At 59.2% G+C, this 14,489-nt stretch carries 16 protein-coding genes and 1 riboswitch; of the genes, 2 read left to right on the top strand and 14 right to left on the bottom strand.

Going from position 1 to position 14,489, the window contains the following annotated elements; genetic code table 11:
* Positions 1 to 4: 4 nt before the first annotated feature.
* The 14 genes from H9X86_RS01775 to H9X86_RS01710 form a co-directional block, all read right to left on the bottom strand.
* Positions 5 to 1,933 carry a proton-conducting transporter transmembrane domain-containing protein gene (locus tag H9X86_RS01775; protein ID WP_204899879.1) on the bottom strand — a complete coding sequence of 643 codons (1,929 nt, stop codon included), beginning with the start codon at positions 1,931 to 1,933 and terminating at the stop codon, positions 5 to 7.
* Positions 1,933 to 2,283 carry a sodium:proton antiporter gene (locus tag H9X86_RS01770; RefSeq protein ID WP_204899878.1) on the bottom strand — a complete coding sequence of 117 codons (351 nt, stop codon included), beginning with the start codon at positions 2,281 to 2,283 and terminating at the stop codon, positions 1,933 to 1,935. Before H9X86_RS01770 ends, H9X86_RS01775 begins: the two co-directional genes overlap by 1 nt.
* Positions 2,280 to 2,744, bottom strand: a complete 465-nt coding sequence (locus tag H9X86_RS01765) for an MnhB domain-containing protein (protein WP_204899877.1) — start codon at positions 2,742 to 2,744, stop codon at positions 2,280 to 2,282. Before H9X86_RS01765 ends, H9X86_RS01770 begins: the two co-directional genes overlap by 4 nt.
* On the bottom strand, positions 2,728 to 3,105 hold the full coding sequence (locus tag H9X86_RS01760) for a Na(+)/H(+) antiporter subunit B (protein ID WP_204899876.1): 378 nt from the start codon (positions 3,103 to 3,105) through the stop codon (positions 2,728 to 2,730). Before H9X86_RS01760 ends, H9X86_RS01765 begins: the two co-directional genes overlap by 17 nt.
* Entirely contained in the window at positions 3,102 to 3,365 is a 264-nt protein-coding gene (locus H9X86_RS01755) for a Na(+)/H(+) antiporter subunit B (RefSeq protein WP_204899875.1), read from the bottom strand. Before H9X86_RS01755 ends, H9X86_RS01760 begins: the two co-directional genes overlap by 4 nt.
* Entirely contained in the window at positions 3,362 to 3,706 is a 345-nt protein-coding gene (mnhG, locus tag H9X86_RS01750) for a monovalent cation/H(+) antiporter subunit G (RefSeq protein WP_204899874.1), read from the bottom strand. The genes H9X86_RS01755 and mnhG overlap by 4 nt, the downstream gene beginning before the upstream one ends.
* A 3-nt stretch (positions 3,707 to 3,709) precedes the next feature.
* On the bottom strand, positions 3,710 to 3,964 hold the full coding sequence (locus H9X86_RS01745) for a monovalent cation/H+ antiporter complex subunit F (protein WP_087231374.1): 255 nt from the start codon (positions 3,962 to 3,964) through the stop codon (positions 3,710 to 3,712).
* Entirely contained in the window at positions 3,961 to 4,491 is a 531-nt protein-coding gene (locus H9X86_RS01740) for a Na+/H+ antiporter subunit E (protein WP_204899873.1), read from the bottom strand. The genes H9X86_RS01745 and H9X86_RS01740 overlap by 4 nt, the downstream gene beginning before the upstream one ends.
* Positions 4,488 to 5,156: a hydrogenase nickel incorporation protein HypB gene (gene hypB / locus H9X86_RS01735; protein ID WP_204899872.1), complete on the bottom strand. Its 669-nt coding sequence runs from the start codon at positions 5,154 to 5,156 to the stop codon at positions 4,488 to 4,490. The genes H9X86_RS01740 and hypB overlap by 4 nt, the downstream gene beginning before the upstream one ends.
* Complete coding sequence (hypA, locus tag H9X86_RS01730) at positions 5,156 to 5,497, bottom strand: hydrogenase maturation nickel metallochaperone HypA (RefSeq protein ID WP_204899871.1); 342 nt, start codon at positions 5,495 to 5,497, stop codon at positions 5,156 to 5,158. Before hypA ends, hypB begins: the two co-directional genes overlap by 1 nt.
* Positions 5,498 to 5,504: 7 nt before the next feature.
* The gene (locus H9X86_RS01725) at positions 5,505 to 6,587 is read right to left on the bottom strand and encodes a hydrogenase large subunit (RefSeq protein ID WP_204899870.1); all 1,083 of its coding nucleotides are present in this window, start codon (positions 6,585 to 6,587) and stop codon (positions 5,505 to 5,507) included.
* 296 nt (positions 6,588 to 6,883) lie between these two features.
* On the bottom strand, positions 6,884 to 7,702 hold the full coding sequence (locus H9X86_RS01720) for a TrmH family RNA methyltransferase (protein ID WP_204899869.1): 819 nt from the start codon (positions 7,700 to 7,702) through the stop codon (positions 6,884 to 6,886).
* Positions 7,703 to 7,761: 59 nt separating this feature from the next.
* Positions 7,762 to 9,270 carry an LCP family protein gene (locus tag H9X86_RS01715; protein WP_204899868.1) on the bottom strand — a complete coding sequence of 503 codons (1,509 nt, stop codon included), beginning with the start codon at positions 9,268 to 9,270 and terminating at the stop codon, positions 7,762 to 7,764.
* Between the two features lie 213 nt (positions 9,271 to 9,483).
* Positions 9,484 to 10,977, bottom strand: a complete 1,494-nt coding sequence (locus tag H9X86_RS01710; RefSeq protein WP_204899867.1) for an LCP family protein — start codon at positions 10,975 to 10,977, stop codon at positions 9,484 to 9,486.
* 235 nt (positions 10,978 to 11,212) lie between these two features.
* Positions 11,213 to 11,297: riboswitch (ZMP/ZTP riboswitch) on the top strand.
* Positions 11,298 to 11,355: 58 nt separating this feature from the next.
* On the opposite strand from H9X86_RS01710, the gene pflA reads away from it, so the two are divergent.
* Positions 11,356 to 12,081, top strand: a complete 726-nt coding sequence (pflA, locus tag H9X86_RS01705) for a pyruvate formate-lyase-activating protein (protein WP_204899866.1) — start codon at positions 11,356 to 11,358, stop codon at positions 12,079 to 12,081.
* Positions 12,082 to 12,095: 14 nt separating this feature from the next.
* Complete coding sequence (gene pflB, locus H9X86_RS01700) at positions 12,096 to 14,339, top strand: formate C-acetyltransferase (protein WP_204899865.1); 2,244 nt, start codon at positions 12,096 to 12,098, stop codon at positions 14,337 to 14,339.
* Positions 14,340 to 14,489: the final 150 nt, after the last annotated feature.

Here is a 14,489-nt window from a genome sequence, read left to right as displayed (position 1 = left end):
CCCTTTACAGAAAGATGACACACAGCACCAGTGCCACGGCGATGGCGGCGGCGCCGTACAGGGTATAGTCGTTGACCACACCGCTGTGCCAGTTGTGCATGAAGGAGAAGTAATGTCTCCAGTTGTGCTTAAAGCCCCAGAACAGGTCGCTGCCACCCACCTGGGAGTACACACTGGCCTCGCCGGAGAAGAAGGAGTCATACTTGGGGTCGCCCTCCTCCTCAGGGGCGATTTCAGAGACCACGGTGGCCTTGTCATCGCTGCCCAGCAGGGCCACGACACACACGGCCAGGGTCACGGAAATGAGCAGCAGCAGCCACATCACAGGCTGCCAGGCTCCAGACAGGGGAATGGGCTGAGCCTGATAGGCGGGCAGGGCGAAGGAGGCGGCATAGCCGTTGCCCATGGCGGCGTCAATATATCCAGGGGCATTGAGGGCTGCGTGGGTAGCGGGGGTGAGCAGCCACTGCTGCACCTTCTCGGGGAACAGACCGGGCAGGATGCAGAGAATGGCCAGAATCCACATGGGAATGCGCATACCCAGAGAGACTTCACGGGTATTGGCAAACTTGGGGTTGAGCTGGCCGAAGAATACGCTTTGAGCCACCTTGATGAAGGAGGCCAGGGTGAGCACGCTGGTGATGAGGGCGGCCACACACACCACCACGAAGAAGAAGTTGCCCGTCTCCCCGGCCTGCTGGAAGGCCGCCTGATAGATCATCCACTTGGAGGCAAAGCCGTTGAAGGGTGGCAGGCCGCTGATGGAGGCCGCACCGATGAGGAACAGAGCACAGGTGCCGGGCATCTTCTTGGAAAGGCCGCCCAGCTCGTCCAGATCCAGACTGCCGGTGGCGTGCTGCACGGCTCCGGCGGTGAGGAACAAAAGGCCCTTGAAGATGGTGTGGTTCATGGCGTGAAACAGACCGGCGGACAGACCCAGAGCGGAGCCCAGGCCGATGACGGTGATGACGTACCCCACCTGGGAGATGGAGTGGAAGGCCAGCAGCCGCTTAAAGTTGTGCTGATTGAAGGCCATGGTCACGCACACGAACATGCTGATGACACCCACCCCGGTGACAAAGTACTGCACGAAGGGCTGGTGGATGTTCTGGAACAGGCAGTAGCACAGCCGGATGATGCCATACACGCCGCACTTGGTCAGCACGCCCGAGATCATCAGGGAGATGGAGGCGGGAGCCACAGCGTGGGCATCGGCGGCCAGGGGGTGGAAGGGGAACAAAAAGGCCTTGGAGCCAAAGCCCACAAAGAGGAAGGCAAAGGCGATGATGGTCACCGGCGAGTCATATCCAGGCAGCGCAGCGGCCAGCTGGGCCAGATTCAAGGTGTGCATCTGGGAGTAGAGAAGGGCAATGCCAATGAGTACGCTGGTAGAGCCCAGGGAGCCCACCACCAGGTACTTGAAAGCGCCTTCCAGTGCCCCTTCGTAGTTGTTGCGGAATGCGGTGAGGGCCACGGCGGTGAAGGTCATGATCTCGATCATGACAAACATATTGAAGAGGTCACCGGAGAGTACCAGACCCAGCACCGAGCCGGAGAGCATCAAAAACAGGGTGTAGTAGTTGACCAGAGAGTCGTCGTGGCTCATGTAAGAGAAGGAGTAGATGCCGGAGACGAACACCGCCACCACCACAATGAGGGCGAAGAACAGGCTCAGAGCGTCTACCTCCAGGCTGATGCCAATGGCCCAGTCTCCCACCGGCTCCCAGTTGCCCAGCCAGTAGGTGAGGGTCTCGCCATCCAGAAGAATGGGTTTGACCAGGCTGAGCATCATCACCAGAGCGGTGAGCATGGAGAGAACCACCACGGCGTTGCGGATCTTGGCATTGCGCCGGCCCACCAGGGAGTTGAGAAATGCCCCCAGGAACAGAGCCATAATGGCCAGCACGGGGAAGTTATACATAAAGTCGTACATCAGCCTCTCAACCTCCTGATTTCATCGGATTGCAGGGTGCCATACTGCTTGTAGAGCATGATAATGAGGCACAGGGTCATGGCGGTGGTACAAGCGCCGATGACGATGGAGGTGAGAGTGAGCGCCTGGGGGATGGGGTCCACAAAGAAGCTGGAGCGATTGAGCTCGGCAATGTTGAAGATGGGGGCGGTGCCGCCGTCGTGGAAGCCCACGGAGACGATGAGCAGGTTCACCCCGTAGTCCACCAGGCCCATGCCCACGGTGATTTTGAACAGATTCTTCTGACTCACCATGCAGTAAATGCCCAGGGCAATGAGAAAGAAGCAGACCAGGTAGTTGGTGAAAATCATGCCGCATCCTCCTCCTTGTTCTCCGGGGATTTGTCCTTGTCGTCCTCCAAGACACTGAGCATCATAATGAGCAGACAGGTGATGCCCGCCATGACGTGGTAGCCCACCGCATCGTTCATGAGGATGCTGGTGTCCACCTGCTGCCCGGCAAAGACGAAGTTGACGCAGAAGTTCAGACCTGTGAACACACCCACCAGGGCGATGACCACGTACATGATCTCCGCCACCGTCTCACTGGAGTGGAGCATGTGCTCGTTGAAGGAGCGCTTGACACCCCAGCCGCCGTAGCCCAAAAACACCAGCAAGATGGCGCTGGCCACCAGCACGCCGCCCTGGAAGCCGCCGCCGGGGCTGGTGCTGCCGTGGAGCACCACATAGCAGCCGAACACGCAGGCCAGGGGGAGGAACAGGTCGGAGGCGCACCGGGAGATGATGGGGGTCTTTTTATAGGTTTTCTTCATGGTTGTGCTCCTCCTTTTTGCCAGAGTGGGTGGTCTTGCGCAGGATCACCAGGGAGCCGGCAATGGCGGCGATGAGGATGAAACTCTCTCCCATGGTGTCGTAGCCACGGAAGTTGAAGACCACAGAGAAGACCACGTTGTCGGCAGCAGTCTTTTCCAGGTTTTCATTGACCATGATGGCGGCGGCACCGTCAGCAGTGGTGTTGTCATAGGAGCTGGGGTTTTCGTACAGCTCCACCAAATCCACCTCTGTGCCGTCATAGGTGGGGGGACTGCCTGCCATGCGCCACCCGGCCCACACACCACAGACCAAAAGCACGGCCAGGGTAAGGCCTAAAACCATCTTTTTTGTGCCGCTCATTCCTGCTCCCCCTTTCTGCCGTACACCTTACGCAGGGCGATGATGTAGAGAATGGTGGACAGCACGGCTCCCACGCTGGCCTCAGCGATGGCCACGTCGGGGGCTTGCAAGAGCACAAACTCCAGGGCCACAAAGGAGCCGGTGGCCGCCAGGGCGATCACCGAGTCAATGACCTTTTTGGCCTTCACCGCCACGATGGCGGAGGCCACAATGCCGCAGAGCACCAGGGTGTTCAGGAGAAAAACCAACGTACCATTCATTGGGGATCATCCTCCTTATAGTCGTCGATGATGGGCTCCGGGTTGGGCTTGGCGGAACGGTAAGCGCCCTTGCACAGTGCGTGGTTGGACACCGGGTTGGTGCCCAGCACAAAAAGCAGGATGAAAACCAGCTTTACCACCACCGAGCCGCTCATGCCGTGGGTAATCACGTACACAATGCTGGAGAGCACCACAAAGATGGTGCCCATGGAGGAAATACAGGTGGAGGCTTGCAGCCGCCCAAATACGTCAGGCATCCGTAAAATGCCCAGAGTGCCGATGAAGGCGAAGAACAGTCCAATGGCCATGAGTACGGCAACGACAATGTCCACAACGTCCATCTCTCACAGCCTCCTTTCCAGATAGCGCCCCACAAACACGGTGCTGACAAAGCCCAGCAGAGCCACCACCAGTGCGATGTCCAGATAGATGGTGCGCCCGGTGTGCAGGGAGTAGAGCACCAGAGCCAGGGCGGTGACCAGATCCAGTGCGTCCATGGCGCAGATGCGGTCCGCCGCCGTAGGGCCACGGAACACCCGGTAGAGCAGGAGCAGGTCTAGGATGATGCACACAATGGCGCCAATCAAAAATACCGTCATTTCCAAATCCTCCCGATCCAGCGTTCCATGGTTCCCTTGATGGCTTCCCCGGCCTTGTCCCGGTCGGTCTCCGCCACGTCGATCCAGTGGACGTAGTAATAGTTTTGGCCCTCCTCATCCTGGGCGGTCTCCAGGGTGATGGTGCCGGGGGTGAGGGTAATGCAGTTGGACACCATGGCCAGGCCGTAGTGGCTCTTCAGCTTGGGGTCGGCGGGGATGCGGAGGATGCCCGGCTTGTAGCTAAGTTTGGGGCTGAGCACCATCTTGGCCATACTCATGTTGGCCTTGATGACCTCCCAGAAAAAGATGACCACGCAGTAGAACACCAGCACAATCAGCCGCACCGGGTTGTAGAGGTAGAAGGCCCGGCTATGAATGAGGAAACGGCTGGCGAAGGCGGCCACCACCACCGATACCAGGCCGCCCCAAATCAGTTCCCGTGGGGCCACCGACCAGGTCAGCAGCATCCAAAACAAAAAGCACAAAATGGCGGTGGACAGCCAGGCGGAGAAACGAAAGCCTTTCATCCCTGACACCTCCCAATTCTCGCATCAATTTGGGCGGACAGCCAGCTGACCAGCTCCTCCAGGCCTGCCCCGTCCCGATTGGACAGGCGGAACACGGTGACCTCCGGGTTCTGCTCCCGGGCGTTGCGCTCCACCCGCATATCGTCAAAGTCAAAGTAATCCTTCAAATCGTACTTGTTCATCACCAGGGCCTGGGTGGTGGCGAACATCAGGGGGTACTTCTCCACCTTGTCATCCCCCTCGGGAATGCTGAGGAGGGCCACCCGGAAGCTCTCGCCGATGTTGAACTCGGCAGGGCACACCAGGTTGCCGATGTTTTCCACGAAAATGACATCCAGATTTGCAAGGTCAAACTCGGGCAGCATCTTCTGGATGCTCATGGCCTCGATGTGACAGGCCCCGTCGGTGTCGATTTGGGTGACGGGAATGCCCATGGCGTGAATGGCGTCGGCGTCGATCTGTCCGGCAATATCCCCTTCAATGACGCCGATGCGGTAGCGGCTGCGCAGTGCCTTTATGAGGGCCACGATGGTGCTGGTTTTCCCCGCACCGGGGGAGCCCATGACGTTTATGAGGCATACCTGGTGTTGGGCCAGCTCCTCCTTGACGGCCTCGCTGACATCTTCGTTCCAGGCCATGACCTGGTGCATGACTTTGATTTCCATCAGTCGACCTCCAAACTCTCAATGTAAAATTCCCGGCCTTGGATCAGCTTCAGCTGGGTGGAGCCGCACAGGGGGCAACGCACATGGCGGCGGTCGATCTGGCTGTCCTGCCCGCAGGCTTCACAGTGGATCACCACCGGCAGACGCTGAATGTCCAGATGCGCCCCTTGGGCGATGGTGCCCTGGCTGATGACGTCGAAGTAATCCTGGACGCACTGGGGAACCACGCCGGAATACTCCCCCAGCTTGATGCGCACCTCCCGCACCCGTATGGCCCCGTGTTCCCGGGCCACCTTTTCCGCAATGTCCAGAATGCTCTGGGTGATGGCGAGTTCGTGCATGGCGGTCTTACCGATCCAGGCAGGAGAAACAGGGGTCGATGGAGGCCACGATCAGGCCTGCATCCGCCACCGTGTTGCCCCGCAGCATCACCGGCACCGTAGGTGCATTTTTGAAGGTGGGCACATGGAGGCTCACCCGGTGATTGTTCACCCCGCCGTCGGTGACCACCTTGTACACCAGGTGGCCCCGGGGTGCCTCGTGGCGGGCGATGAACTCGCCGGCGGGCACCTTGGGGATTTTGTTGCCCAGGTTGATGGGCCCCTCAGGAAGATTGTCCACCGCCTGGCGGATGATCTTGATGCTCTCGTAAATTTCCAGCACACGGATCACCACTCGGGCGTACACGTCCCCGGATTCCTGAACGGGGACGGCGAACTCAAAGTCATCGTAGGAGGAGTAGGGGGCGTCCCGGCGCACATCCATATCCACCCCGGAGGCCCGGGCGTGGGGACCCACGGCGCCCAGCCGGATGGCGTCCTCCCGGGTGAGAACTCCCACCCCCTTGGTGCGCATGGCCAGGGTCTTGTCATGGGTGAGCCAGTGGGTGATGGGGCCCATCCGCTTTTCCAGGTCATCCATGGCAGCCATCAGGTCCCGTCGCTGGTCGTCGGGAAAGTCCCGGCGGGCGCCGCCGATGATGTTCATACCGTAGTTGACCCGGTTGCCGGTGAGGGCCTCCAGAATGTCCATGGTGCCCTCCCGGTCGTTCCAGCACTGCATGAACAGGGAGTCATGGCCCACAATGTGGCAGGCGATGCCCAGCCACAGAAGGTGGGAGTGGATGCGCTCCAGCTCCTCGATGATGACCCGGATGTACTGCCCCCGACGGGGCACCTCCATGCCGGCGATGTGCTCAATGCACAGCGCATAGGTCAGGGAGTGGGAGTGGGAGCAGATGCCGCACACCCGCTCCACCAACACCAGGGTCTGGATGAAGTTGCGCTCCTGGGCCAGACGCTCAATGCCCCGGTGGTTGTAGCCCACAAAGACTTCCGCATCGGTAATGCGCTCCCCGTCCACGGTGAGACGGGCGTGTATGGGCTCCTCCAGGGCGGGATGGTAGGGGCCGATGGGAATGGTATAACTCATAATGACCTCCCGAAGCTGGCAGAAAACTGCCTGAGATTGTGTCAGCGGTTTGCCGCTGTAATGTACAAAAAAGGCCCGTAACGCCAGCCAAATTCCCAGAACGTACCCACAGGAATGTCAACCAGATGTTTCAAACATATGGAAAATCCTGTGGCGCACTTTGTGAGTTTTGGCAAAACGTACAGGCCCACCACATCAGGTCTTGATGAAAATTATAAATCCGTCCTGTGTGGTTGTCAAGAATGTAACAAAAGAAACCGGTGAAACTGTATGAAATTTTACAGATCAGACAGAGATCACCGGCGGTACCGCAGCTCCCAGAAGGCCACGGCGCTGGCGGCGGCCACATTGAGGGAGTCCACATCATGGGACATGGGGATGCACACGGTGTGGTCACACCGGGCAATGGTGGAGCGGGCCAGCCCGTCCCCCTCGGTACCCAGTAAAATGGCCAGCTTGTCCGCCTGGTGCAGGGCGGGGTCTTCGATGGACACGGCATTGGGGGTGAGGGCCATGGCCACAGTGCGAAAGCCCAGGCCGTTCAGCTGCTCCAGGCCGCCCTCCGGCCACTGGGGGATGCGGGTCCAGGGGATTTGGAACACGGTGCCCATGCTCACCCGCACCGAGCGGCGGTACAGGGGGTCGCAGCAGTTGGGGGTGACCAGCACCGCATCCATGTGCATGGCAGCGGCGGAGCGGAAAATGGCTCCCACATTGGTGGGGTCTGCGATCCCCTCCAGCACTGCCACCCGGTGGGCATTGCGGCACAGCTGCTCTACGCTGGGCAGAACGGGGCGGCGCATGGCGCACAGCACCCCCCGTGTGAGGGGGAATCCAGTCAGTTGGGCCAGCAGCTCCGAGGGCCCGGTGTACACCGGCACCTGGGGACAGCGTTCCAGCAGCTCCCGGGCCTGTCCGGTGATGTGCTTTTCCTCCATGAGGAAGGACACAGGCTCATAGCCTCCATGCAAGGCCCGCTCAATGACCTTGGGACTCTCCGCAATGAAAATCCCCTTTTCCGGTTCCCGGCGGTTGCGGAGCTGGGCCTCGGTGAGGCGTGCAAACACGTCCACACCGGGGTGATCCAGTCGATGGATGTAAGTGATGTCAGACATAAAAATTCCTCCAATGAAAATGGCCGGATGCTGGGGCATCCGGCCATTTTTATCGTTAATTACTGCTGGGGGGCAGAAATGGTTTTGCCGTCCACCACCTGCTGCATGAGATCCTTGGCGGTCTCCACCGTGGACTCGTCGGGGATGGTGACGTAGGCTCTCTGGCTGGGGATGGAGTAGGTGTACTCACTGGAGCCAGTGCCGGAGACGTAGTAGGTGACGATGTTCCACTCCTGAGTGGGATTGGCCAGCTGGTTTCGCACCAGAGAGCTGATGAGCTCTGTGGGGACAGAGGTCTTGAAACAGTCGGACAGCGCCTGCATCAAGGAGGTGTAGCTGGTGAGGATGGAGGGGGACATGGCCTTTTTCATCACCGCTTCGATGACCTGCATCTGGTTGACGCCACGCTGATAGTCGCCGTTGGGGAAGGAGTAGCGCTCCCGGACGTAGTACAGGGCCTCATAGCCGTCCAGATGATTGATACCCTTGTTGTAGCGGATGGGGGTGTCGGAGATGGTGGAGGAGAAGGCGTACTTGGAGTCCACCTCAATGCCGCCCAGGGCATCAATGATATCCTCAAATCCGCTGAAATTGACCCGGAAGTAGTAGTCAATATCAATGTCGTAGTACTGGGCCAGGGTGTCCTTGCTCTCATCCACACCGTAGAGACCGGCATGGGTGAGCTTGTCGCGCCGGTCATTGGGACCGCTGCGAGCCAGAGGAATGTAGAAATCTCGAGGCGTGTTGAGCAGCAGCACCTGGTGAGTCTCGGTGTTGATGGTGGCAATGATGTTCACATCGCTGCGCCCGGTGGCCATGATGTTGCTGTCCCGGGAGTCGCTGCCGCTGATGTACACAGTGACCACGGAGTCCCCCTCCCACTCATCGTCGGGAACAGGGGTATTGTCGCTTTGCACCTCCACGTGGAAGGACTTGACCTGCCGCAGGTTGTCCATGGCAGTCTCGTAGCCCTCCAGGTCTTCCAGCACGCTCAGCTGGCCCTGATCCACGAGAATGGCATCCACATCTTCATCATTCAGGGCATCCACCAGATCGGTGACGGCATCGAAGGACTGGGTGGTGAGGGAGGTGGAGTACTCTTTGTTGAGCTGGTTGACAGCATCCTGGGTGTGGCTGCTGGTCAGCCCCAGAACACCGAAGGTCTCGTCCAACAGCTGCTCCATCTCCCGGGTGTCGTCAGCACGGACGTACACGCACATGGCAGCAGTTTCAGCTTCTTCCTTGGTGATGCTGTGGAGAGCATCCATGCCGATCTGGATGTAGCGGGTACCCACGGCGAAGAGCAGGCAGAACACCATAGCCAACACCGAGCCCACAGCCCGTCCCATGGCCTTGCCACGGCGCAAACTCAGCCACCACACCAGGGCAACGGGAATGGCCACCACCACCACCAGCAGGGCAATGAGCAGGGGGGGGAGCATCTGGGAGGACACAGCTGTGTACACGAAGAGAATTGCCAATACGCTAAAGACCACCAGGGCTACCTTATTGAGGTAGAAATCAAAACCACGGGTCTTGCCGCCGGTCTTATTCGGTTTCTTTCCCATAAACATAATATTCCTTCCTTTTACATATCTTCCTCTGTTTGGTTGACAGTGAAAGTGTACTGTGCGGTCTGCGGGGCCGCAGGAAATAGCTCTCGACATTATAGTACAAAATGGGTGAAATGGCAATGGAAGTATTCGGGAATTTCCAGGAGTTTGAGGATTTTGTGAGAAGTTACAGGCAGTTTGGCGTACCGCACCAAACTGCCTGTGAGATTATGCCTGTGGCTGGGAGATGACCTCCCCGTTTCGCACTTGTTCCATGAGCTTTTTGGCGGTCTCCACCGTGGACTGGTTGGGAATGATCACAGAGGCCTTGGACTTGGGGGCGGAGTAAGTGGTGTGCTTTTCCTCATGTCCGCTGACGTAGTAGCTGACAATGTTCCAGTTCCCGCCGTTGCCCAGCTGATCCCGTACCAGGGCTGCAATGAGGTCGGAGGGCACGGAGGTGCGGAAGCAGTCGGCCATGGCATCCATCATGGAGGCGTACCGGACGAGGATGGTGGGGGAGAGTACTTTGTCCATGACCGCCTGGATGACCTGCATCTGGTGAATGCCCCGCTGGAAGTCGCCGTTGGGGAAGGAGTACCGCTCCCGGACATAATAGAGGGCTTCCTCACCGTTGAGGTGGTTGATGCCCTTATTGTAATGGATGGGGTGGTCGGAGATCTTGGAGGAAAATTCATACTTGGAATCCACCTCAATCCCTCCAAGGGCGTCAATAATACCCTCAAAGCCGGAGAAATTCACCTTAAAGTAGTAGTCCAAATTGATGCCGTAGAGCATCTCCAGGGTGTCCATGCTCACATCAATGCCATATTTGCCGGCGTGGGTGAGCTTGTCTTTGACTCCGCCGGAAATGGACAGGGGGATGAAGTAGTCCCGGGGGGTGGACAGCAGCAGCACCTGCCGGGTCTTGGGGTTGACTGTGGCGATGATGTTCACGTCGCTGCGCTGGGTGTCGTTGATGTCGTTGCTGCGGGTGTCGTTGCCGCTGATATATACGGTAAAGACAGTGTCCACAGGGGGAGCGGACTGGGTGGCCTGCTGGTTGTCGGACAGCTGGATCTGGAAGGTCTTCACCTCCCGCAGCCCGGCCAGGATGGGAGCATAGTCCTCCATATCTTCCAGCACGCCCAGGCGGGTCTGGGCCACCAAAATGGCATCCACCTGGCCATTCTCCAGGCCATCAACCAGCTCAGCGGGACTGGTGTAGGGCTGGGTGGTCAGGGTCACGCTGTACTCCTGTTCCAGCTTTGTTATGGCTGCCTGGGTGTTGTCCTGGTCGGTGGCCAGAATGCCCAAGGGCGCAGACAACACGTCCTCCACCGCTCGGTCATCCCCTTCCTTGACGTAGACGGCCATGGTCAAGGTCTGGGAGGCGTCGGTGGAGGTGATACGGCCCAGCGTGTTGAGACCAATGCGGATATATCCAATGCCCAGGGCAAAAACCAGGCACAGGGCCATGGCCAGCACCGAGCCGCATGCCCGCACTGCCCCACGGCGGCTGCGGCGCAGCAACAAAACTCCCACCAGGAGAAGGCACACCACAGCTATCAGTACGACAATGAGGGCAGGGGTGAGAAACTGGGTGGAAATGGCCGTGGCCACAAAGCCCACAGCCAGGACTGCAAACAGCACCAGGGCCAGGAGGTTGATGACGGTTTCAATTCTGCCCCCATTTCTGCGGGCCGGGTTGGGTTTTCTCATGTCTGGTTCTCCCCTTTGTTGTTTCGGGGACACAGCCCCTATGTGGGGGCCATTATAGTATGCTCTAGAGCAAAAGGCAACGGCAAACAACGCTAAAATTGGGGGATTAAAGAAGAATTTACAACTCTGATACAACTTCTTCCAAAGTTCTTAAAAATACGTAAGAAAACTGGAAAATAATGAAATATTGAGATGACCCTTGACAAACACCACAAGATATAGTAGTCTGTACCCACGGTGATCATACAACTGACGGAAATAAGTGGAACAGACCACGTGGAGTGTGATCGTGAAACCGGCCGACCGTCTGGGCAAGGAAAGGGCTCAGTGCGTCGGTCTTTTCTTTATCCTGAAATTGGAAAAAGAAGGGAGTTCACAATGAAGGGAATCATTCACTCTGTGGAGAGCATGGGGCTGGTGGACGGCCCCGGCATTCGCACGGTGGTCTTTCTCCAGGGCTGTCAGCTGCGCTGTCAGTACTGCCACAACCCGGACACCTGGTCGTGTGGAGGGGCGGCAGCCAAGGAGATGACGCCGGAGGAGCTGGTAGCTAAGCTGCGCCGCTTCAAGCCCTACTACGGAGACACCGGTGGGGTCACCTTTTCCGGCGGCGAACCGCTGTTGCAGCCGGATTTTCTGGTGGAGACCATGAAGCTATGTCACCGGGAGGGCATTCACACCTGTCTGGACACCGCCGGATGCGGGCTGGGGGACTATGAAGAGATTCTCTCCCACACCGACCTGGTGTTGCTGGACATCAAGCACCACTCGCCCCAGGGCTTCCGTGCCGTGACAGGCCGGGACAGCGGGGGATGGGAGAAGTTCCTGGCAGCTGTACAGGCCCAAAACATCCCCATGTGGATCCGCCATGTGGTGGTGCCGGGGCTCACCGATGGGGACGAGCATTTGCAGGAGCTTCTGGAGTTTGTCTCCACCCTGAAGAATGTTCACCGGGTGGAGCTGCTGCCTTACCACACCCTGGGGGTACACAAGTACCACACATTAGGGATCCCTTACCCCCTGGAGGGGGTGGAGCCGCTGGCCAAGGATGCCCTGGCCGGATGGCAGAACAAGTTTGACCAAGCGTTTCCCCACATAGATTAAGGAGGTTACTTCATATGAGCATTGACGTCAACTGCACCGCCTGGGAGGGCTTTCACACCGGCGAATGGCGCCACCTGGTGAATGTGCGCAACTTTATTCAGAAGAACTACACCCCCTACACCGGAGATGACAGCTTCCTGGCCCCCATCTCCCCCCGCACCGCCAAGGTGTGGGAGAAGGCCCACGCCCTCATTGTGGAGGAGCTGAAAAAGGGCATCATCGACGTGGAGACCCATGTGGTGTCCGGCATTGACAACTTTGAGCCTGGGTACATCGACCGGGACAACGAGGTCATCGTGGGCTTGCAGACCGATGCCCCCCTCAAGCGCATTGTGAATTTGTACGGCGGTATGCGCATGGCTGAGTCCGCCCTCCATGAGTACGGCTATGAGCTGGACCCGGAGATCAAGCGCCACTTCAGCATGTACCGCAAGACCCACAACGAGGGCGTGTTTGACGCCTACCCCAAGCGCACCCGCCTGGCCCGTACCGCTGGCCTGCTCACCGGTCTGCCCGATGCCTATGGCCGTGGCCGCCTGGTGGGCGACTACCGCCGGGTGCCCCTGTACGGCACCGACTTCCTCATTGAGGAGAAGCAGAAGGATCTGGACGAGCTGGACGGCCCCATGACCGAGGAGCGCATCCGCCTGCGGGAGGAAGTGAGCACCCAGATCCGGGCTTTGAAGGAGTTCACCCACATGGCCAGCCGCTACGGATGCGACGTCACCCGTCCCGCTGAGAACGCCCATGAGGCGGTGCAGAATCTGTACCTGGCCTACCTGGCAGGGGTGAAGGAGAACAATGGCGCTGCCACCTCTCTGGGCCGCACCGCCACCTTCCTGGACATCTATATCCAGCGGGACCTGGATCGTGGCCTGTTGGACGAGCAGGGGGCCCAGGAGCTCATTGACCAGTTTATCATCAAGCTGCGCCTGGTGCGCCACCTGCGCACCCCCGAGTACAACGAGCTCTTCGGCGGCGATCCCACCTGGATCACCGAGGCTCTGGGCGGCATGGGCATTGACGGCCGCACTCTGGTGACCAAGAATAGCTTCCGTTATCTCCACACCCTCACCAACCTGGGCACCGCTCCCGAGCCCAATCTCACCGTGCTGTGGAGCCAGAACCTGCCCCAGGGCTGGAAGGAATACTGCGCCAAGATGAGCATCGTCACCGACTCCATCCAGTACGAGAACGACGACGTCATGCGCCCCCTGTACGGGGACGACTACTGCATCTCCTGCTGTGTGTCCGCCATGGCTGTGGGCAAGCAGATGCAGTTCTTCGGGGCCCGGGCCAACCTGGCCAAGAGCCTGCTGTACGCCATCAATGGCGGCGTGGACGAGAAGAAGGGGCTGCACGTGGTGCCCGGCATCCAGCGGGACGAGGACGAGGTGCTGGACTACTCCAAGGTGCTGACCAACTACAAGAAGGTGCTGTCCTATGTGGCGGAGCTGTATGTGGACACCATCAACATCATCCACTATATGCACGACAAGTACGCCTACGAGGCCAGCCAGATGGCCCTCCACGACACTCTGGTGGAGCGCCTGGCCGCTTTCGGTGTGGCGGGCCTGTCCATTGCCGCCGACTCCCTGTCCGCCATCAAGTTTGCCAAGGTGCGCCCCATCCGCAACGAGCAGGGCATCGCCGTGGACTTTGAGGTGGAGGGCGAGTTCCCCAAGTACGGCAACGACGACGACCGGGTGGACGACATCGCCGTGGAGATCGCCGCCTACTTCTCCGCCGAGTTGAAAAAGCACCCCCTGTACCGGGACGCCCGCCACACCCTCTCTGCCCTGACCATCACCAGCAACGTGATGTACGGCAAGAAGACCGGGTCCACCCCCGACGGGCGCAAGGCGGGCGAGCCCTTCGCCCCCGGTGCCAACCCCATGCACGGCCGGGATGAGAACGGCGCTCTGGCCAGCCTCAACTCCGTGGCCAAGATCCCCTACCGGAGCGTGTGCCAGGACGGCGTGTCCAACACCTTCTCCATCGTCCCCAACGCCCTGGGTAAGAGCGCCCAGGAGCGCACCACCAACCTGGTGTCCATTCTGGACGGCTACTTCGTCCAGGGTGCCCACCACCTGAACGTCAACGTGCTGGACCGCCAGGTGCTGGTGGACGCCATGGAGCACCCTGAGCAGTACCCCACCCTCACCATCCGTGTCTCCGGCTACGCGGTGAACTTCAACCGCCTGAGCCGGGAGCAGCAGCTGGAGGTCATCAAGCGGACCTTCCACGAGTCTGTGTAAGAAAAACGCAAAAAACCGTCGTACCCCATGGGGTACGACGGTTCAGACTGTCGAAAAACTTCCAAAACATCCCCGCATCTGGTAAAATGGTATCAGATGTGGGGGTGTGCTTTATGGAGCAATGGAGAAAAGATTCACGAAAAGAGGCCG

Source organism: Pseudoflavonifractor capillosus, from assembly GCF_016902575.1.
Taxonomy (GTDB): Bacteria; Bacillota; Clostridia; order Oscillospirales; family Oscillospiraceae; genus Enterenecus; species Enterenecus capillosus_A.
The sequence above is the reverse complement of the archived record's forward strand: the minus strand, read 5'-3'. Positions and strand labels throughout refer to the sequence as shown.